General features: G+C 62.0%; 14 protein-coding genes. 10 read left to right on the top strand and 4 right to left on the bottom strand.

The annotated features are described in order from the left end of the window. Positions 1-7 precede the first annotated feature (7 nt). On the bottom strand, positions 8-508 hold the full coding sequence (locus tag LGH83_RS10650) for a hypothetical protein (RefSeq protein ID WP_227398663.1): 501 nt from the start codon (positions 506-508) through the stop codon (positions 8-10). A 480-nt stretch (positions 509-988) separates the two neighbouring features. Between LGH83_RS10650 and LGH83_RS10645 the strand changes: the two genes are divergently transcribed. Beyond that, positions 989-1,897: a helix-turn-helix domain-containing protein gene (locus LGH83_RS10645; RefSeq protein WP_227398662.1), complete on the top strand. Its 909-nt coding sequence runs from the start codon at positions 989-991 to the stop codon at positions 1,895-1,897. Between the two features lie 436 nt (positions 1,898-2,333). Here LGH83_RS10645 and LGH83_RS10640 read toward each other — a convergent pair whose 3' ends face one another. After that, on the bottom strand, positions 2,334-2,654 hold the full coding sequence (locus LGH83_RS10640; protein WP_227398661.1) for a CRISPR-associated endonuclease Cas3'': 321 nt from the start codon (positions 2,652-2,654) through the stop codon (positions 2,334-2,336). Positions 2,655-3,215: 561 nt separating this feature from the next. Between LGH83_RS10640 and LGH83_RS10635 the strand changes: the two genes are divergently transcribed. The 6 genes from LGH83_RS10635 to LGH83_RS10610 all read left to right on the top strand — a co-directional run bounded on the left by LGH83_RS10635 (position 3,216) and on the right by LGH83_RS10610 (position 9,344). Beyond that, positions 3,216-3,923 (top strand): bacteriorhodopsin-like, encoded by a 708-nt coding sequence (locus tag LGH83_RS10635; protein WP_264478877.1) that lies wholly within the window; start codon positions 3,216-3,218, stop codon positions 3,921-3,923. Positions 3,924-4,009: 86 nt separating this feature from the next. Next, complete coding sequence (locus tag LGH83_RS10630) at positions 4,010-4,891, top strand: polyprenyl synthetase family protein (RefSeq protein WP_227398660.1); 882 nt, start codon at positions 4,010-4,012, stop codon at positions 4,889-4,891. After that, the gene (gene crtI / locus LGH83_RS10625; RefSeq protein ID WP_227398659.1) at positions 4,876-6,345 is read left to right on the top strand and encodes a phytoene desaturase family protein; all 1,470 of its coding nucleotides are present in this window, start codon (positions 4,876-4,878) and stop codon (positions 6,343-6,345) included. The genes LGH83_RS10630 and crtI overlap by 16 nt, the downstream gene beginning before the upstream one ends. Beyond that, positions 6,342-7,301 (top strand): phytoene/squalene synthase family protein, encoded by a 960-nt coding sequence (locus LGH83_RS10620; protein ID WP_227398658.1) that lies wholly within the window; start codon positions 6,342-6,344, stop codon positions 7,299-7,301. Before crtI ends, LGH83_RS10620 begins: the two co-directional genes overlap by 4 nt. Beyond that, positions 7,234-8,457: a lycopene cyclase family protein gene (locus LGH83_RS10615; protein ID WP_227398657.1), complete on the top strand. Its 1,224-nt coding sequence runs from the start codon at positions 7,234-7,236 to the stop codon at positions 8,455-8,457. The genes LGH83_RS10620 and LGH83_RS10615 overlap by 68 nt, the downstream gene beginning before the upstream one ends. Beyond that, complete coding sequence (locus LGH83_RS10610; protein WP_227398656.1) at positions 8,454-9,344, top strand: Brp/Blh family beta-carotene 15,15'-dioxygenase; 891 nt, start codon at positions 8,454-8,456, stop codon at positions 9,342-9,344. The genes LGH83_RS10615 and LGH83_RS10610 overlap by 4 nt, the downstream gene beginning before the upstream one ends. Positions 9,345-9,408: 64 nt before the next feature. Here LGH83_RS10610 and LGH83_RS10605 read toward each other — a convergent pair whose 3' ends face one another. Together LGH83_RS10605 and LGH83_RS10600 are read right to left on the bottom strand one after the other, a co-directional pair. Next, positions 9,409-10,833 (bottom strand): FAD-binding domain-containing protein, encoded by a 1,425-nt coding sequence (locus LGH83_RS10605; protein WP_227398655.1) that lies wholly within the window; start codon positions 10,831-10,833, stop codon positions 9,409-9,411. Positions 10,834-11,012: 179 nt separating this feature from the next. Beyond that, positions 11,013-12,458 carry a class I SAM-dependent methyltransferase gene (locus LGH83_RS10600; protein ID WP_227398654.1) on the bottom strand — a complete coding sequence of 482 codons (1,446 nt, stop codon included), beginning with the start codon at positions 12,456-12,458 and terminating at the stop codon, positions 11,013-11,015. 191 nt (positions 12,459-12,649) lie between these two features. Between LGH83_RS10600 and LGH83_RS10595 the strand changes: the two genes are divergently transcribed. The 3 genes from LGH83_RS10595 (at position 12,650) to LGH83_RS10585 (ending at position 19,724) form a co-directional block, all read left to right on the top strand. Continuing rightward, entirely contained in the window at positions 12,650-14,908 is a 2,259-nt protein-coding gene (locus LGH83_RS10595) for a hypothetical protein (RefSeq protein WP_227398653.1), read from the top strand. A gap of 257 nt (positions 14,909-15,165) precedes the next feature. Then, complete coding sequence (locus LGH83_RS10590; protein ID WP_227398652.1) at positions 15,166-17,280, top strand: tetratricopeptide repeat protein; 2,115 nt, start codon at positions 15,166-15,168, stop codon at positions 17,278-17,280. Further along, complete coding sequence (locus LGH83_RS10585; protein ID WP_227398651.1) at positions 17,277-19,724, top strand: glycosyltransferase; 2,448 nt, start codon at positions 17,277-17,279, stop codon at positions 19,722-19,724. The genes LGH83_RS10590 and LGH83_RS10585 overlap by 4 nt, the downstream gene beginning before the upstream one ends. Positions 19,725-19,743: the final 19 nt, after the last annotated feature.

Raw genomic sequence — 19,743 nt, 5'->3', positions numbered from 1 at the left:
GATCGGGCTAGCGGAAGCTCGGCTGAGTGGCGCCCTGCGGCCTGAATGCCCTGAGGGCCAAGACCCCGACCACGACAAAGGCGACGAGGACAATCCCCTGGGCGATGGCGAAGGGAGGCTCCAACTGGGTCGGCGCCAGGAGCTTGAGAGGCGGAACCTTGGTGAAGGCCTGGACGACCCCGACGAAGATCAGGAGATACTCGCTCACCACCAATCCCCCAACATAGACCCACCGCGCCCATCGCGAGCCGCGAAGGCGGCCCCGCGAGAGGAGCACGGCGGCCAGGATGATCAGGGCCAAGATCGAGATCACGACCGCGGGGCTGACGCCGTGCAACGGCAGGATGAAGCCGGTAGCGCTGGTCGCGATCGCCAGAACGATGAAGCCCGTCAGCGACGCGGACGAGGCCTGCGCTTGAAAGAGATTTCTAAGGGCGAACACGCCGACAATGATCGCGACGATGCTGATCAGCGTGTGGCCCGCGATCAGGATTTGGGACAACGACATTCGTTCACCTCCGGAAGCCACAACAACGATCCGCCTCGCCAGAAGCGACTGGACGTTAGGTCAACGTCAACACCACCTCGTCGAGGGGTGGCACATGAACTTCAACATTCGAATGATCGGCGGCTAGGGATGATCAACTAATAAGGCCAGCTACTCTCTCGAGCCCTGGGACCTTTATTGAGAACGCGAGCAGAGAATGGCGTACGTTTGCGTGGGAGGTCTTTGCCGATGACGTATGTCGTTTGTCTGATCTTGCGCTTCCCAGGCAAACGCCGCTGTGCGAGTTTCCGTCGGCGGCCCCGGCCGTCGATGCCGTAGGGCGTGCAGGGCCGACACACTGGGCCTCCCGGGAAGGGACAGCATGGCGGATTGGAGTTTGGCATTCCGGAAGCTTGTCACGCCTGCGCCGGAAGCGCGGTCTGACTCTCGACGCAAAAGCCGGTTGCTTGCTGGGGGGCATCTTCCTCCATGAGCCTCAACATGGCGGAGCCAGGCTTCTACGGCCGGCGCATCTCCGAGGCGTTCCACCTCGATACACCGCCGACGCTAGTGACGCGTGCTTTGAAGAAGGCGCCGATCGCGGTGACCGAATTGCGCTGTGCCCATGACGGGCTTGGCATCACGTCCCCGATCATCCCGGAGGAGGCATTCGCGGTCGCCGTGCAGTTGCAGCCCTACACGGGTCGCCTCTGGGTCGCCGGTCGCCGGGTGTCGATGGAGCCGATGATCGCTGGTGGTGTGAGCGTCTACGACCTTGAAAAGAGCACGATCGCCGATCTCCAAACCTCGTTCCGCTGCCTGCAATTCTACCTGCCGCAAGTGGCCATCGACACGGTCGCGCGTGACGTCGGCGCCCGCCCAACTGGCGGCCTTCGTGCGCCGACAGGAGGGAGCCGCTTCGATCCGGTGGTGCTCGCGCTCGGCCAAAGTCTGCTGCCTTCCTTGGCCGAGCCGGATAACGCGGATGCGCTTTTCGTGGACCACGTATCGTGGGCGCTCTCCGTCCACATGTGTCGCGCCTACGGCGCGTTGGCTCCTCGGTCGAACGGCAAGCGTCCGATCCTGACGCTGCGCCAGGAGCGGTCGGTCAAGGCCGCCATGGATGCGCGCCTCGAGGCAGAGGTCACGTTGACCGAACTGGCGGAAATCTGTGGACTGTCGGTGCAGTATTTCGCTCGTGCCTTCGCGGGCGCCGTGGGCATGCCTCCTTATCGGTGGTTGCAGTTGCGACGGCTAAACCGGGCAAAGGACCTGCTGATCGATTCGCGACTGGGCTTGGCCGAGGTCGCGTTGGCCTGCGGTTTTGGGGACCAGAGCCACTTCACCAAGTCGTTCAGGCGGGAGGTCGGCATCAGTCCAGGCGCTTGGCGCAGACATCACCAGGGGTGATTCCGTCCCCCCTTTTGGCCCGGACGGCGACGGACGCTTGCCGGCGTCTGATGGCCGGCAGGATCGCGTACCGCTGACCATCGAGCCTAGCCGCATCGAGCGCCTCGTCGCCCTTGGTCCAGTAAAGAAGGCCGAAATAGCGGCGGATACCATCCAGGCCGACGGTTCGTCGGCCGTGCGCAGCACCTCGCGCGCCGCCTGCCAGGCCTGCTCGATCTCCGGCGCGAGCGTGCGACCCGCAGCCTCGAAGACGACGACGCGGCCGAAGCCGTTCAGTTTCCCTCGCGGTTACACCGTCCCGCCGCCTGTGCGATGTTCTCCGCCCCGGCGGCGGCGCGCCAGACTTCCGGCAGATCAATTTCGACGCCGGCCTCGATGAGCGAGGTAGAAACGATGCGGACCGGCTTTTTCGCCTCGAGCCGATGACGCGCCTCGATTAGCACGCGGCGGCGGTGTCCGCGAGACCCGCATGTTGCCCCGCCACGTTGAACGCGAGGATGCGCCCGATGTGGCCCGGAAAGTGCGCACAGGCCTGGACGGCCCCCGCCGTCGAGTGGTCCAGCCGGCTCGAGGCATCGCCGGCTGCATGCAGAGAGGCCTGGAAGGCGGCCGAACTCTTGCCGATGTCGTGGAGCAGACCGCCGAGATACGCGAGGGAGGAAAAGCCGAATGCCGCCGCATTCGCGGAGGCGAGGCGCGCGACCGCCGCGAGGTGATCGGACAGCCGTTCCCAATCCTCTAATGGCCGACCTGCCAAAGAGGTAGATCTCCCGTTTCTCAAGCAAGGGTCTACCGCAATCGATAGATCCGCCCGTAAGCAGACACTGCAAGCTTCTGCAAAGCGTCAGGAGGCGCTGGTTCAAAGGTCCGCGCAACCGGCCCACCCGGAAGCGGACTTTCTGAAGGTAAGAAAAGGGTCAATCCCAGACGTCTACCGCGCCCCCGCCGTAATTTGGGCTACTTCGGCTTACGCCAGCCTTGGGGGAACGCCTCGGCACCATGACGCACGATACGAGAAACTGTGGCTTGATTGACGCGGCGGGCCATCTCGAAACCCGATTTCAGAGGCAAGACTATCGATGCGAGCACCGGGTTACTGTACCGACGCTGTCTTTCCGACGGGGCGTTGTACAGAAGAGTCGCGACACTTTGTCAGTGCGGCGTCGTTATCGCTTTACCCAAGATTTCCTCGGGCCTAACGCGGTATCGCGGCTAAAAATAATTCAATGCCGCGTAGGGACGGATCGCAGCAATGGAAACCATAAGCCTTGGGCAGTATGCGCTAGTCTATAATGCCTTTTCTTTTACGATCGCAGTCATGGGAGCAGCGACGCTCTTCTTTTTCTTGAGCCGATCGCAGGTCGCGCCGGCCTACCGGACGGCGTTGACCATCACGGGTCTCGTCACGCTCATCGCGTGCTATCACTATTTCCGGATCTTCAATTCCTGGGAGGCGGCCTACAGCGTCACTGGCGACGTTGTGAAGCCGACCGGTGTGGCCTTCAACGATGCCTATCGTTACGTCGATTGGTTGTTGACCGTCCCGCTGCTTCTCGTCGAACTGATTCTCGTGATGCGCCTGTCGCCCGAGGAGACCGCCTCCAAGGCGACGAAGCTCGGAATTCTTGCTGCCCTCATGGTGGCGCTCGGCTATCCGGGTGAGATCTCCTCGACGCTTTCGGGTCGTTGGATCTGGTGGGTCCTTGCCATGATCCCGTTCCTGATCATCGTCTACGATCTCTTCATCGGACTTCGGAACTCGATCGGGTCGCAGCCTCCGGCCGCACGCGGGCTGGTCAGCGCGGCGCGCTGGGTCACCGTCATCTCGTGGAGCTTCTACCCGATCGTCTACATCTTCCCCATGTTCGGCCTGACGGGGGGAACCGCGACCGTGTCGGTCCAGGTGGGGTACACGATCGCCGATATCGTCGCCAAGGCCGCCTTCGGTGTCCTGATCTTCCTGATCGCGGCTCGGAAATCTGCCGCTGAAGCCGGCGTCAAAGACGTGAAGCCCGCCTACGCTTGAAGGATCGGCGGGGCTTCGGCCCCGCCGGTCTGTCGAGAGCCGAAGACGGTCGCCGCAATGGTCAATGACAGCCGGTGTAAGAGACGATGAGCCGTCAACTCGAGGATTGCTTGCTCCGCGTCGATCAGACGATGGACGATCTTGTCGGGCCTGTCGCGCATGATGACGATCTCCCGCCGTTCCATGGCGATGATGCGGCCTCCTATCATCTGAGATCCGGTGGTCAGCGCATGAGGGCTCGCCTCGGCGTCCACGCCAGTCTGTCACTTGGTGTCGCCGACGCCGACGCGGTTGCGATCGGGGCTGCCGTCGAGCTTCTGCACAATGCGTCGCTTATCCACGACGATCTCCAGGATCGAGATCGAACGCGACGCGGTCACGACGCGGTCTGGTCTCGATACGGCAGCAACGTCGCGATCTGCACGGGCGATCTGCTCATTTCGGCTGCCTTTGCGTCGATCGCGTCGCTCACGATCGGCACTTCCGTCCCAGCGGCCGTCAGGCTGATGCACAGGAGCGTGGCCTCGGCCATCCGGGGGCAAGGCGCCGACCTGTCTTTTGAAACGCGAAGCCTGAGTGACGCGGCGACGTATGATGCCATCGCGTTCGCAAAATCCGGCGTCTTGCTGAGCCTGCCGCTGGAACTCGCTTTCATCGTGGCTGGACGTCACGACCTGTGCGGTCTTGCGCGACAGGCGGCTGGCGCTTTCGCGATTGGGTATCAGATTGCCGACGACATCGCGGATGCCGATCGGGATCGCTCCCTCAACCTCGTGTCGGTCTTGACTGCGGCCGGTGTCTCCGACCCCCTTGGGGCCGCGCGACGTCGCGCTCAGGATCGTTTGGCCACCGGCCGCCATCTCGCGCTCGCCCTCCCGGACGGATCCGGCGCCCTTCTGGTCGCGCTCTGCGATCGTTTGTCGACATCCCTGATCGGAGAAAGCGCCATGGTATGCGGGCGCTCGTAATCGGCGCCGGCTTTGGCGGGATCGCGGCGGCGCTGCGACTTCGCGCCAAGGGGTACGAGGTCACGCTGCTCGACCGGTGTGCCACCTTGGGCGGACGCGCGCAGGTCTTCGAGCGAGGCGGCTTTCGGCATGACGCCGGGCCCACCGTCATCACGGCGCCGTTTCTGCTCGAAGAGCTTTTCGAGCTGTTCGGCGAAACGCTGGCCACCCATCTGACGCTCGTCCCGCTCAAGCCCTGGTATCGCTTCCGATTTGCCGACGGCGAGACGTTCGACTATGGCGGCACCCTCGAAGAAACGTTGCTGGAGATCGACCGGATCGAGCCGAAGGATCGCGCCGGCTACCTCGCTTTGCTGGCTCATTCCAAACGGCTCTTCGATGTCGGCTTCACCGAACTGTCCAACGCCTCGTTCGCCCGGTTCACGACGATGCTGCGGCAGATCCCGCGCCTTCTGGCGCTCAGAAGCTACGAGACGGTCTGGGGGCTGGTGTCGCGCTATCTCTCAAGTCCGAAACTGCGGCAGGCGTTCTCGATCCAACCCCTCCTGGTCGGCGGGAATCCGTTTGATACGACCAGCATCTACGGCCTGATCCACTTTCTGGAGCGGGCCTACGGGGTCCACTTTGCGATGGGCGGAACGGGGGCGATCATCAAGTCGCTCGGCGATCTCATGGATCGACATGGCGTGACGACCTCGCTCGAGACAACGGTCCGGGCGATCGACATCGCGGACGGCGTCGCAACGGGCGTCACGCTCGATGACGGCACCCACGTCGCCGCCGATCTGATCGTGTCGAACGCCGATGCGGCGTTTCTCTACAGCGCGATGATCGATCGCAAAGCCCAGGCGGCATCGACCAAATTGAAATTGAAGGCGGCCCATTATTCGATGGGTCTTTTCGTTCTCTATTTCGGCACGACCCGGACCTATCCCGACGTCGCCCATCACACGATCTGGATGGGACCTCGCTACCGCGACCTGCTCGCCGACATTTTTGACCGCAAAATCCTGGCCGATGACTTTTCGCTCTATCTTCATCGCCCGACCGCGACAGACCCAAGCTTCGCTCCGGACCATTGCGACAGCTTCTACGTGCTGTGTCCCGTACCCAATCTGCAGGGCAATATCGATTGGGTGAAAGACGGTCCGCGCTTGCGTGACAAGATCGTCGCGGCGCTGGATGAGACCATCCTGCCGGGCCTCGCCGCCAGCATCACGGCCGATTTTTTCAAGACCCCGGGAGACTTCCAGACCGACTATCTCAGCATGCACGGTGCCGGGTTTTCGATTGCGCCTTTGTTTAGGCAATCCGCCTGGTTTCGCTTTCACAACAAGGCCGAGAGCATTCGAAATCTCTATCTCGTGGGGGCCGGTACGCATCCTGGTGCCGGGTTGCCGGGTGTCCTCTGTTCGGCGAAGATCATCGACGCCATGATCCCGGAGGCCACATGATCGAGGCCTCCGACCCATCCTCGTCGAGCGTGGCGGCTCTCGCATCGGCGACTGCGATACTGAGAGCCAAGGGGAAAAGTTTCTATTGGGCGCGGCGCCTTCTCGGCACCAGGCACGCCAGCAACGCGACACGCCTTTATGGGTTTTGCCGCTTGCTCGACGATACCGCAGATGAAGCAGCGTCGCATGTCGTCGCTAAGTCGAGATTGGCCGAGATTGCCGACGACGTAAGGTCAGGTCAGACTAATGACCCCGCCTTGCTGGATGCTCTCGCGCTCATCCGTGAGTGCAAGATCGATGTAAGTGTCGTGCTGGACCTCATAGCGGGAGTCGAGTCGGATCTCGGCGTCGTCTGCCTGCAGACCGAAGCGGAGCTTTTGCACTATTGCTACCGCGTCGCCGGAACGGTCGGCCTGATGATGTGCAACGTGCTGGATGTGACCGAGCCGGCCGCATACCCGCATGCCGTCGACCTCGGCATCGGCATGCAACTCACCAATATCTGTCGCGATGTCGCCGAGGATGCGGCGCTAGGGCGCCGGTACCTGCCTGCCAGTCTGCTAAGCGATATTTCGGCGCAGGATCTGGTGACGCCGACCGCGGCGACGCGTCGGCGCCTTCGCGCTTGCCTCGCGACGTTGCTGGACCAAGCCGATCTCTACTATCGCAGCGGCCAAGATGGCATGCGCTATCTTCCGGTTCGGGCGCGCGCCGGCATCTTGTCGGCGGCCCGGATCTACCACGCCATCGGCGACGGCATTCGAGCGCGTGACTATGCGTGCTGGGACGGGCGCGTGACCGTCGGCCGAAAGGCGAAGCTCCGGCTGACCGCATCGGCCTTGATGGAGACGGTCGGTACCCTGGTGCCTCGGCCAAGGTCGATTTTGCATGACGCCAGCCTGCACCACCACCTCGTCGATGTCCCGAGCCTCGCAAAGGCACGCCATGCAGGGTGACTTCGATCTCGTCATCATGGGGGGCGGGTGCGCCGGGCTGAGCCTCGCGCGGCGGCTCACGGCGCTTGGCCGTCAGGCGCCTCGCACGCTCGTGCTCGAACGTCGAACAGCCTATGCCGACGACCGCACCTGGTGCTTCTGGGACGATGGATCGATGGGATTGAACCATCTGGTTCGCCACTCGTGGGCCACGATGCGTGTCAAGACCGAAGACGCCGCAGTTCTGGTCGAGTGCGGCGACGCGCCGTATCGGATGCTCGGAGCCGCCGCATTCTACGCGGAGGCACTCGGAGCCATCGAGGCCAGCGACCGGGTCGAGATCGCGCTTGGATCGGAGATCAGCGCGGAGCCCCGGAAAACGGGTGAAGTCTGGTCTCTCGAAACCGCGACGGGGTCCGTCACGGCGCATCGGATCGTCGATACGCGGCCGTTTCGCCGCCCCGTCCGAGGTGGAGCGACGCTGTGGCAGTCCTTCTATGGCCGAGAGATCGATTGCGCGACCGGCGTGTTCGACCCAGCCTGCGTGGATCTGATGGACTTCGCGCCGGTCGAAAAGGGGCGCATCCAATTCACCTATGTGTTGCCGGTCTCGACGAGGCGGGCCCTCATCGAAACGACGGTCTTCGATGCCGATCCGTGGGATCGGGCCGACCTCAGGGCGGATCTGGATGAGGCGGTCGCAGCTCGCGTCGGAGGACAGTCCTTCATGATCCTTCGAGAGGAGCACGGGGTGCTGCCGATGGGAACGCCGCGAGTTTCTGGTCGCCAAGATTCGACGTTCATCCATGCGGGGCTCGACGCCGGCGGTGCGCGGCCGAGTTCAGGCTATGCGTTCCGCCGGATCCAAGCTTGGGCGCAGGCCTGCGCGTCGGCGATCGCGACCGGCAAGCCGCTCGTCGGGCATGCCGAGGACCCGCTCCTGCTGCGCGCCATGGACGCTCTGTTTCTCTCTGTCATGCGAAGCCGGCCCGATGTCGCGCCTGGCCTCTTTGTCGCACTGTTCGGAAAGGCCAACACCAGACGCCTCATCCGGTTCATGAGCGATGGCGGCAATCTGATCGATTACACATCCGTGGCGCTTGCGCTGCCGGCCTGGCTCTTCCTCGGCCAGATCCCTCAGGCGTTCAACCAGGCCGCGTTGGGGCACCGGACATGACCAAGGCGCTCCGCATCCAGGGCGTGCTGTTTTGCATCGGCTCGCTGCTGCTCATTCCGCTGGCCATGAACCTGTATCGGTTGGAACCGCAGGTCCAGCTGCTGGTGATGGCGGCTGTCATCATTCTCCTCGGCGTGCCACACGGCGCGCTGGATACGGTCTTCGCCCAGCGCGCTTATCGAATGAGCCATGTTGGCTCGTGGGCCACCTTCGTGGTCCTGTATTTCGTTCCGGTCGTGGCGGTCGTCGTGCTTTGGACCGTGGCACCCTTGCTGTTCCTCGTGGGCTTCCTGCTGATTTCCATCTTCCACTTCTCCGGCGATCCGGCCCCGGACACACCGTTCCTCGTGCGTCTGCTGTATGGCGGCGCGATCGTCGTGCTGCCGACCTTGTGGCACGCCGACGACGTGACGACGCTCTTCTCACTGCTGGTCGGCTCCGAGGCCGCCGTCACCATGGTGGCGATCCTGAGCCCACTGGCGTGGCCCTGGCTGGTGGGACTTGGGATTGCCAGTCTGGTTGCACTCCGGCGCGATGGTGTCGCGGCAGGCGAACTCGCGGCGGTCACGTTGCTGGCGACGCTTGCGCCACCGCTGCCGGCCTTCACGATCTTCTTTTGCGGCATGCACAGCGCGCGCCATATTCTGCGCACTGTCTACTACGTCGGGGCGGAGCATTGGCGTGTGCTGCTGCTTGCGGGCGGCCTTCCGATCATCGGCATTATCGGGATGTTTGCGGTAGCGCTGTTGCTCCCCAGCGTGGTCGCTATCGACGCGCGTGTCATCCGGATTGTCTTCGTCGGGCTGGCGGCCCTGACGGTGCCCCATATGGCCATCGTCGAGCGAATCCGGTTCGCCGGCTGGACGCCGCGACGATCCGACGGTTGAGGGCGTCGTCCGACTTAGCCTTGTGGCTGTTCAAACGAGACGAGCGTGGCCCAACCCAGCGCCGTCAGCGACCTAGCACGTGCCGAAGAATGGTCGGGATCGCGGTCTTGACCTGAAAATATCCGCGCGTCGATCGCGGCCAAGCGAGATCGTCCCATTGGCGTCGGAGTCGGATGCTGGCCGCGGGAAGCGCCGTGGCCGATGGACCCACCGGGGCCCACGGCGTGACGATCGGCAGGCCATCGGCCCAGCCCTCGGTGACAGGACGCGCCGCGCAGCCGAAGTGAGCTTCGGCCCGCGCCAGGCCGTCAGACATCGCCTGCTCGTCGGCGTGTCGGACCAACGGCGCCGCATCAGGCGCATGGGCCAGAAGTCCGCCGATGCGCGTCACGCGCGCGCCACCGAGGTCGAGGCTTTCCGGGTTCAGGTCGTCGAGATGCAGCAGGAGCGCGACCTCACCACTTGTTGCGAGGCCGGCGCGGGGCAGGGCGATAGCGTCGCGCCGCTCGGGCTCCTCGAGCGGGACAGGGGTTTCGTTCAATCCTCGAGGCGAGAAGCGGCCGTCGGTAAAGCGTCGGATGTTGTCGGCTCGTGCCGCATAGGCCTTTCCGGGCGTATGCAGCCCCGCCACCCAGCGCCATGACAGGGTGTTGCTGGCCGGATCACCGTCGATCAGGTGACGAAGAAAAAACTCCGCTCCGAGCGCCCAAGGCAGCCGCAGGGTAAAGATCCAGATCGAGGCGAACCACATGCGCGTGTGATTATGCAGCCAACCGGTTTCCGTGAGCTCGCGAGCCCAATCGTCAAATCCGTCGATTCCGGTATTGCCGGTCACGGCGCGGTCAAAGGCTCGTCGCAAGGTCGGCTCTGCGCCGAGCTGGTCACGACCCTCTGCCACCAGATCAAGGTAGTTGGTCCAGATCGTTGGCCGGGTCTCGAGGTGACCCTTGAAGTAGGAGCGCCAAAAAACCTCTTCGATGAACTTGCTCGCCTCGTCCGGCCCATGATCATCCAGAGCGGCTGCGACAGCTTCCTCCTCGAGCAGGAGGCGGCGACGCAGGAAAGGCGACAGGGCGCTGGTGGTCGGCTCGCGTTCCGATCCGACATCGGTGTTGCGGTTGGACGTGTAAGCACGGCCGAGGTGAGGCGTGACGGAAGCGAGCCGGCCGAGGGCTGCCGAGCGAGTCAATGTGAAGGAGCGTGTCATTCCCGCCATGTGGAGCTCGCCGCTCGCTTGCCCAGTGCGGCACCGCGTCAGGTCAACGATGCCCGCGACCTTATTGGTTTCGCGCGGAGCGATTGCAAAGTCCTCTTCGCCTTTCCTGCCGATGTCGTCTGAAACGCGGAAGCTCCGGCGTGCAAACCGCTCCAACGCGGCCGAGACCCCGATCGCCGCTCGTGTGGCCTGAAGTGTCGTTGCGGCATCGGTTGCCATCGGCCGCACCAGCATGGCAATCCTTGCGCCGTGGTCGTCGTCATACATCAGCATGCCGGCCGGTCCGTGCGGCGTCGCAACCAGCCGCCCACCCATGAACCGATACCCCGCAGCCGAAGATCGGGTGCAATGACGCTTCGGTTCAGGCGATTGCCGATTCAACGGAGAAGGTCATCCTTGTCGCCGGCCTTGGGCTCGACAGGGTGCAGGTGGTCTGGCGCATCGTGCCGCGGTCAGGTCCGCTTTCTTAGAACAGCGAGATCCTGATAGCCGAACTGTTCGAGCTCGATCGCGACCACATCGAGATATTTGGAATAAGTGCGGCGTACGTGGTCCGACATTTGATAGCTGTTTCGATAATAGGTCGCGTCGGGGATTTTGCCCTGCAGGGCCGAGTCTGACTGCTGGTCGTCGAAGCCGCTTCGGAGCCATGCGTCCCACCAGGGCCGGTCGCGCCAGAACGACGAGAAGGCGACAGCTCCCGGTCCTGCGAAGCTCAAGAGGGCGAGTCCGCCCGGTTTCAGAAGACGGGCCAACTCTTCCAACCACGCCTGCTGCGCCTCGGCCGTCAGATGCGTCATGACCGAGATACCGAAGATCACGTCGAACGAGGCAGCCTTGAGGCTGGTCGGCGGCCAGAGCGGCACTTGAGAGAATGTGCCGTCAGGAAGGTTCTCGTTGCACCATGCGGCGTTCTCGGCGTCGATATCGACGCCGCTGATGCGGGCGTCCTGCCAATTTTGAATAAAATGCCGGGTCACCCGACCATGCCCGCAACCCCAATCCAGCACAGTCGTGCCTGTCGACGGTCGTATCCCATGACGCGCCATGATGGCTTCCAGCGCCCGAAAGACAGAATAGCCCGTGAAAGTGACGCTCTGCGGGCTATCGTGGCCCTGCACGCGGGTCAGTTGCGTGATGTTGCCCGGAAAACCGATGAACGATGACAGATTGGACGGGATGTAGACCGTCCTCGCGGTCGGGACGAGCGCCGTCGCAGCCAGTTTTCGTCTCGCTTCTCCCCCAAGTAACTCAAGGTCAGGATAGACGAGACGGAAGCGAAACGGATCCGCACCTGGGGCGCAAGCGAGCAGATCAACCGTAATCCGAATGCCTGAAAGACCCGCATTCGGCCAATACCAGTAGTGCGTCTCGAAGTCCGGCGAGGGCAGAGGGTATTCGACCGTGTAGGCGACACCGGCATCGAACTCGACCCGCAACTGACTGGGGTCGCCGTTCGGGGGGAGTTGGCCTCCCGAGATCACCAGCTTCACCCCGTCAAACGACAAGCCGAACATCGACATCAGCGGTCCATGTGCACCGTCGAGCACAAGCGCAGCCGATAGGCCGAGGGAATTGTAAAGCGGACCGACATTGAAGACCTTGAGGCCGAGAACCTCCTGCGTCTCAGCGTTCCGCGCCTCGACCCGCATGGAGCGATCCCGGTCGACCATCGGAAGCTGACACGAGAAGGTGATGCCATCACCGCCGTCGCGCGGAAATGTCGGCACCGTTGCCCACGGTTTTCCATCACACAGGATCGTCAAAAAACGAACCGCGCTGAAGCGGGATCGGACCGAGATCGTGGCACCCACTACGGTTGGCCTCACCAGCGTCAGGTCGATCAAATGATCCGGATCCTGAGCATCGACGTCAGCGGCTTCACGGGTCCTCAGCACGATCGATCTCCTTTGCAATCGATGGGATGACGATCGAAACGATCGTGGTCGAAGGCCGACGCAACAATCTTTCCGGTCGCTTGTAGAATAAAATACGATATCGTAGAGATACAAAAGATATATTTACGGCTGTCAGACGTTTGAGCAATCGATTGATCGCGTTCAAGGCTCCAGGAAAAAAAGGCGGCGCGATGCGCATCCTGATCCCGTTCGTGCGTCGGCGAGACGACCCTGCCGCAGCCTTGGATCACGATACGATGATGTCGCGCGACGGCGCGACGGTCGCGGTCGAGGCGGAGCAAAATCCGACGGGCGGGAAACCCAATCGTCTGGATGGCGATCCGGCTTCCACGTTCGGTCTCGACGACATGGTCCGGCTGTTTGGAGCCCGCTTGGCTCGAGATCTTCTCGCCTGCGTCGACGCTGCTGTCTTACGGGAACCATTGTCGGCACTCGGGCTGATCTCGCCGGGAACGATCGATCAGGATGTGGTCCTGGCTTATTTCACCCATCCGCAGGCGAGACTGTTCAGTCCCAATCCGATGTTTGATGAACTCTGGTACAGGACGTTTTATCCCGATATCGCAGGAGCCTTGCGGGCGGGCGACATTGGTTCGGGGTTCATTCATTTCGTTAATTCTGGCGGTCGCGAGGGACGTTGGCCCAATCCGGTGATGTATGCGCTTGCCGAGGACGCTCCATTTGTTGGGGAGGAGCAAGGCTCCGTCGAGCCGGCCTATCGCCATATCAATCCGCAGGTCCGGCTGTTTCTCGATCATTTTCCGATCTTCACGCCCGTGCAGCATTACAATCTCTTCGGTCGCTTCATGGGGCTCGACGCGAACGGAACGAGCGGCAGAGCCGAACTCGATTGGAACGTCGGGAAACGCGACGTGATCGCGGCTGAGTTCGACCAGCACTACTACCGTGCCCGCTACATGACCGGCGACGAAGCGGAGCGCTTACGCAGCAATGCCTTTCTCCACTATATCGTGGTTGGCGTGCGGGCGGGGCATGCCCCGAACGACTGGTTCGACGAGATATGGTATCGCGCCTTCTACCCGGATATTCGAAAGGCGATCGACGACGGACGGATCCCGAGCGGCTTCTATCATTTTTTGGTTGCCGGGCGCGCGGAGGGACGTCGGCCAAGCTTCGATCTGCAATCCGCCCTTGAGGCGAGAAGCCCTGGCGTCACCAACCCGGTTTTGCTCGACCGGCTCAACAATATCGAATGTCGCCGTCGGAAGGTCACGGCACGAACCGTCGACCGGTCGATGCCGACAGTGTGGTTCCTGTTTCCGACAATCAATCCCGATCTGACATTCGGGGGATATGGCGCCGGCTTCGAGTTGCTGCGGGCCTTCAAGGCCAGCGGCTACCACGTCGCGATCGTTTGTACCGAAGATCGTAACGCCACAAAGGACTACTTCATCTATCGCGAGCGATCGGCCACACTTCGCCAGACCATCAAAGAGATGCCCGTCTTCAACACCGCCAACGGAGACGGTCTTGAGGTCGCCGCAGCCGATTTCTTCGTCGCATATTCGACCTGGGATCTCTGGATCGCCACCGACCTGGTCGCCTTGACGGGAGGCGCGATACCGTTCCTGCTCAGCCAGGAATACGAGCCCATTTTCTACGATTACGGATCGATCCGGGCGGTGGTGCAGGAAGCGTTCACCCTTCCGCACTACCCGATCATCAACAGCCACTATCTCTTGGATTTTCTGAAAGCCAAGAAGGTCGGCGTCTTCGCAAAATCAGACGTGGAGGAGGGGCTCGACTACGCGGTCTTCGATCATCGCATCGGACAATTGCCCGCGCAGACCGCTGTCGCCATGGCGTCCCGCGAGCGTCGGGTCATGGCCGTCTATGCAAGACCCGAGGGGCATGCGGCCCGGAATATGTTCGAGCTTCTGGTTCTCGGGCTCCGTGACATCTGCGAACGCAATCTGCTGGGCCGCGAGTGGGTAATCCTCGGAGTTGGCGCGTTGGTGGCACATGACCCGATCCCGCTTGGCGGTCGCCATATGCTGCGGATCGTTCCGCGCATGTCAGAGGAAGAATACCATAGCTATTTTGGATCGCTCGATATCGGCGTCAGCCTCATGTATGCGCCACATCCGAGCGTCATGCCGTTCGAATTCGCCACCACGGGTGGCCTTGTCGTGACGAACACGTTTGAGAACCGATCTGCCGATCAGCTTCGCGCCATCTGCGCCAATATCGTGCCATGCGCTCCGACCGTCGCCGGAATCGTGTCGGCGCTTGAGGAAGCGATCGCGCGGGTCGGCCAGTTTGAGGAGCGGGAACGCAACATCTACCGACCCGTGAAGGCGACATGGGAGGAGATTTTCTCAACCCGCTTCATTGAGCAGTTGGTGAACCGGCATTCCGCGTCGGTGCCGCCCGCAGGAAATCTCCTGACCGGGACCGGTTGTCGATAGGAACGCTCCATCTCCTCGGTCAGCCCTGCTTGCCCCATCGGGGCTCGCTCGGCTTTGAGATCGTGCAAGGGCCAAGGCGGCAAAGCGAAGGCTCACGTCGACGTTGATCGATGCTGACATTTGCCGAGGGCTCAACGTCCTGCGTCATATAATTAAGTTCACAAACCCATACCACAAATGTATTGATAGAGGACGAGCCATGCATCATCGTTGGTCCGCAATCTGGAGCGACGTCATCAGGCAGCGCGGAATCCAAGATGTCACACGCTCCAATGGCCTTGAAGAAGTTATTGGCGCTGATTTCTGGATCTCGCTCGAACGTCGACGAACATTTGTGGCATGCCGATGCCGCGCGAGACCGAGCCGACTGGCCAGCCGCATCCCGACATTATTCAAAGGTCCTTGAGCAGGTACCTCGCCGAAGCGATATCTGGGTTCAACTCGGCCATGCCGAGAAGGAGCGCGGCGATCTCGACGCGGCAAAGCTAGCCTATGAGCGTGGACGGGACCTTGCCCCGGGCAACCCCGATCCGTTGCTGCAACTCGGTCACGTGCAGCGCGCCAGTGGCGACTGGGACGGCGCAGCAACCAACTACCGGGCCGCCTTGCGGCTGAAACCCTCGCGAAACCAGCCAGAAGTCAGCCTCGAGCTCGCCGATTTGGCTCGCGATCTGCGCGAATGGACGACCGCCGCGCGGCTCTACGCTTCGGTGCTCCAGTCGACGCCGGAGCGCGCCGACATCTGGATGCAACTCGGACATTCCGCAAAAGAATCGGCTGATTACGATGTCGCTCGGACCGCCTATGACAAGGCCATCGCGATCGACCCGGGCGACGCCGACAAGCATTTGCAGCGAGGTCACCTTTCGAAACTGATGGGGAACCACGAGGCGGCCCTATTGGCCTATCGGAAGGTTCTCGAGCTGTCTCCGGGCGATGACCGGGCCTTTCGGGAAATTCGGTCGCTCGGAAGCGATGCGCATCCATCCGCGCTGACCTTCGGATCGTCGGCGTCTGGGTCGCTGACTCCCGCCGCTCATCCGGGGTCGCTGGTGGTCTGCACAATCGCGTCCAACAATTACATCGCGCAGGTCAAGACCTTGTTCGAAGGCGTGCGGCATTTCTATCCGGAAGCGCGCTGTTGTATCTGCATCGTCGATCGCGATGCTGTGCTCGACTTTAAATCAATCGAGGGTTGCGACGTCATTCTCGCGGCGCAGCTCGGCATTCCCGATTTCGACAGCATGGCGTTTCGCTACGATCAAGTCGAACTATGCACGGCCATCAAACCGTTCCTCCTGTTGATGTTGCTGACCGAACTCAACTACGATTCAGCGCTTTACTTCGACCCCGACATTCAGATTTTCGGCCGTTCCGAGGACGTCCTGCAACGGCTATGGCGCGACGCCTGCTTTCTGCTCACGCCGCATCTTCATCAACCGGCTTTAGGGCACGTGGCACCGACCGATCTTACCATTCTCCAGGCTGGAACATATAATCTTGGTTTTCTCGGCGTGTCGTCCCGGCCTGAGGCTCTCGTCTGGCTCCGCTGGTGGGCGAGTCATCTCGTTCATCACTGTCTCAATCGCGTCGATGAGGGTCTCTTTGTCGACCAAAAATTCTTCGACCTCGTGCCGGGCTTCACCGCGGGCGCGCAGATCCTGCGAGATCCCGGCCTGAACCTCGCCTATTGGAACCTGGCCGAACATCGCCTGTCAGGCGAGGAAAACGCTTGGTTGGTCGATGACAGCGACCTGCAGTTCTTTCATTTCAGCGGCTTCGATGTCGATGCACCCCGGCGCCTGTCGCGCCATACATCAATGTTTTCTGCCGTGGGCGATAGCGCTCTCGCCAAGTTGATGGATGGCTATCGAGAGGCTTTGATCCGGCATGGCATAAAAACGATGCGATCACAGCCCTATTCCTACGGCGCCTTCGCGAGCGGCGTCTCGATCCAGCGCGTGGTCCGGCGGCTGTTCGCCGACACGGTTGCGTCATGGGCAAGCGACCCGTTCGCCGACATCGAAGATTGGATGATGCAACCTGTTCTAGTTGGTCGGCAAGACGGTCGGGCGCTGTCGGCGCCGCGTCTCGTCCATTACGTCTGGAGCACGGATCTAACCCTCCGATCGGTGTTCGATCTCGACAACCAGGACGACCTCCTCGCGCTCAAGACGTGGTTCGTCCGACAGGCGGAACGCAGGTTCGGTCTCGAGCCATGCGTCATCGAGCGTGCCGAACGGAATTTCCGCGGCATCGGGAGCCTCGCCGAGGCCGATCGCGACGGCGTCGATCGCCCGACGCTCTCGCTCGTTCAGAATCAGCGGCGGCCGAACGACTCGCCCGCATCCGTCGTCGCGGTCCGGCGATGACAGCTCTAACGCAACCCGTCTACTTCAGCATTTGCTCGGTCAATTACCTCGCTTACGCGAGAACTCTACATGCCTCTCTGCAGGAATCAGGCGTCGATGCCTTGTTCGTGCTCTTCCTCGTCGACGAAGTCGCCGGACGTTTCGATCCTGACGCCCTCGGTTTTCCGTGTATCGAGAGCCGGAAGCTTGGGATCGACACTCATTTCGATATGGCGGCGCGCTACACCTGTATGGAGATGAATACGGCCATCAAGCCGTTTTGCTTTGCTTGGCTGTTCGACGTGGCGAAGGCCGACGCCGCCATCTATCTCGATCCCGACATCCGCGTCTTTCGTCCTTTGACCCATGTCCACGATCTGCTCGAACACGGCAGTGACCTCGTTCTGACGCCGCATAGCACCGAGCCGCTCGACCAGGGCGACGAGCCTAACGATGTGCGTCTGCTTCAGACCGGCGTCTACAATCTCGGATTCGTTGCTTTCAGGCGCAGCCAAGCAAGCCAGCAATTTCTATCATGGTGGGGAGAGCAGCTTCTGACCAAATGCGTGGTCGATCTCGAACACGGTCTTTTTGTCGATCAGAAATTCATGGATCTGGCTCCGGCCTACGTGGCGACAACCGCCATTCTCCTTCATCCGGGCTACAACGTCGCTTATTGGAACTTGACGCATCGCCAGGTCGATCGTCCCGCCACTGACCCGGGCTTGTGGCAGGCGCGCGGAGAATCGCTCCATTTCTTCCACTTCAGCGGAGTCGTGCGCGGCGACCGCACGATTTTTTCAAAGCATCAAAACCGTCTCACCGTCGAGACGATCGGCCCGGTAAAGGAGTTGCTGTTCGACTACCTCAAGCGTTTGGACGCTCATGCGACGCTCGATGGCGTGCGGCTGGACAAAATTCCCTATTTCTATGGCTGTCTGTCGAATGGCTTGCGCTTTACGGACGACATGCGCCGCGTCTATGCCGCGCAGCGATGGTCCGGGCCGCAGACCTACGAGAGATGTTTCGGAACCGACCTCGATCTCTACGAAATGCTAGAGCCGTCCGTGATGCAGGACGAAGGCGCACCCGTGACGCGGCTCGGCTATGCGATCTGGTTGGCCCGGGCTGATGTGCGAACGGCCTATCCGCTAGCGACAGCGGAAGGACGACGCGGCTTTGCGGCGTGGTTCGTGTCGAGCGGGTCTCTCGAACATACGATTCCGGCTCCTCTCGTCCGCGCAGCAGAGCGTCAGATGGCAGGTCCGGGCGGCGAGCACGTGACGAATGCCGCCGTAAGCCTGAAGCCCGGTCTAGGGATCTACGGCTATTTCCGCGCCGAAACGGGTGTCGGCAACGCCGCGCGGCATGGATTGCGGGCCGCGACGTCTGCCGGGATTGCGTGCCGGGCCTATCTGCTCGAGGCGGGCGCCTCCGACAACCAGATCGACGCCGGCATGCCGCTCGCGACAGGCCCGTCCCCGTTTGATTGCCTGCTGCTGCATGTCAATGCGGACGAGACGATGCGGATCGACAGCTTGATCGACCCAGGCCGCCTCAAGGGTCGCTACCGGATCGGCTACTGGGCCTGGGAACTCGGCCAAGTCCCTTTCGAGTGGGAAAAGGCCTTCGACAAGGTGGATGAGGTCTGGACCCCGTCGCGGTTCAGCGCGACAGCTTTTGCGGCGCGAACGCATAAGCCCGTGAGGGTCATGCCGCATCCCGTGCCCGTGCTGCCCACGGGCCATCTCGATCGCACCGCAATCCGTCGCCGGTTGGCCATTCCGCCCGAGCGCTTTGCGTTTTTGACCGCCTTTGACTTCAAGTCCTACATGGCCCGGAAAAATCCTCTCGCGACGGTTCGGGCGTTTCGCGATGCTTTTCCGGAACGCGATGCCCGATCGCCGATCCTGGTGATCAAATGTCATGGCGGCGACACGTCTCGACACGAGATGGGCAGCCTGCAAGCCGCCGTTGCGGGCGACGACAGGATTGTGCTGCTCGACGCCGTGTTCTCGCCAAGCGACATTGCGGATTTGCAGGAGGCTTGCGACGCTTTTGTTTCGTTGCATCGCTCGGAAGGTTTCGGCCTCTGGATCGCTGAATGCATGGCGCGCGGCAAAGCAGTGATCTGTACGAACTATTCGGGCAACACGGATTTCACATCCCACCGGACCGTCATCCCGATCGGCTACCGCATGGTTCCGGTCCGCTCGGGAGATTACCCGTTCGGCGCAGGACAGTGGTGGGCTGACCCCGATCACGGCGAGGCGGTGGCAGCCATGCGGGCCGTCGCGGCCGACGTGGCTCTGCGGCGGAGGCTAGGAGACGCTGCGCGGATTTCTATCGGTGCGACCCTGAGCTATGATTTGATCGGCACTTTGATGCGGGACCGACTGGATCAGATCCGTGCTTTAGGCACATCTGATCGGGGTCTTCTGCGGTTTGCCGATGCCGTGAACTGAAAAGTCTCGTCTTTTCGCT

The sequence above is a fragment of the Lichenihabitans sp. PAMC28606 genome (genome assembly GCF_020616535.1).
In the GTDB taxonomy this organism is placed as follows: Bacteria; Pseudomonadota; Alphaproteobacteria; order Rhizobiales; family Beijerinckiaceae; genus Lichenihabitans; species Lichenihabitans psoromatis.
This window is presented reverse-complemented; position numbering and strand designations above follow the sequence as displayed.

Excerpts from the sequence above, each read along its gene's own strand:
- LGH83_RS10650 (WP_227398663.1), bottom strand. The coding sequence starts at position 508 with ATGTCGTTGTCCCAAATCCTGATCGCGGGCCACACGCTGATCAGCATC.
- LGH83_RS10645 (WP_227398662.1), top strand. The coding sequence starts at position 989 with ATGGCGGAGCCAGGCTTCTACGGCCGGCGCATCTCCGAGGCGTTCCAC.
- LGH83_RS10635 (WP_264478877.1), top strand. The coding sequence starts at position 3,216 with ATGGGAGCAGCGACGCTCTTCTTTTTCTTGAGCCGATCGCAGGTCGCG.
- LGH83_RS10630 (WP_227398660.1), top strand. The coding sequence starts at position 4,010 with ATGAGCCGTCAACTCGAGGATTGCTTGCTCCGCGTCGATCAGACGATG.
- crtI (WP_227398659.1), top strand. The coding sequence starts at position 4,876 with ATGCGGGCGCTCGTAATCGGCGCCGGCTTTGGCGGGATCGCGGCGGCG.
- LGH83_RS10620 (WP_227398658.1), top strand. The coding sequence starts at position 6,342 with ATGATCGAGGCCTCCGACCCATCCTCGTCGAGCGTGGCGGCTCTCGCA.
- LGH83_RS10615 (WP_227398657.1), top strand. The coding sequence starts at position 7,234 with ATGACGCCAGCCTGCACCACCACCTCGTCGATGTCCCGAGCCTCGCAA.
- LGH83_RS10610 (WP_227398656.1), top strand. The coding sequence starts at position 8,454 with ATGACCAAGGCGCTCCGCATCCAGGGCGTGCTGTTTTGCATCGGCTCG.
- LGH83_RS10605 (WP_227398655.1), bottom strand. The coding sequence starts at position 10,833 with ATGCTGATGTATGACGACGACCACGGCGCAAGGATTGCCATGCTGGTG.
- LGH83_RS10595 (WP_227398653.1), top strand. The coding sequence starts at position 12,650 with ATGCGCATCCTGATCCCGTTCGTGCGTCGGCGAGACGACCCTGCCGCA.
- LGH83_RS10590 (WP_227398652.1), top strand. The coding sequence starts at position 15,166 with ATGTCACACGCTCCAATGGCCTTGAAGAAGTTATTGGCGCTGATTTCT.
- LGH83_RS10585 (WP_227398651.1), top strand. The coding sequence starts at position 17,277 with ATGACAGCTCTAACGCAACCCGTCTACTTCAGCATTTGCTCGGTCAAT.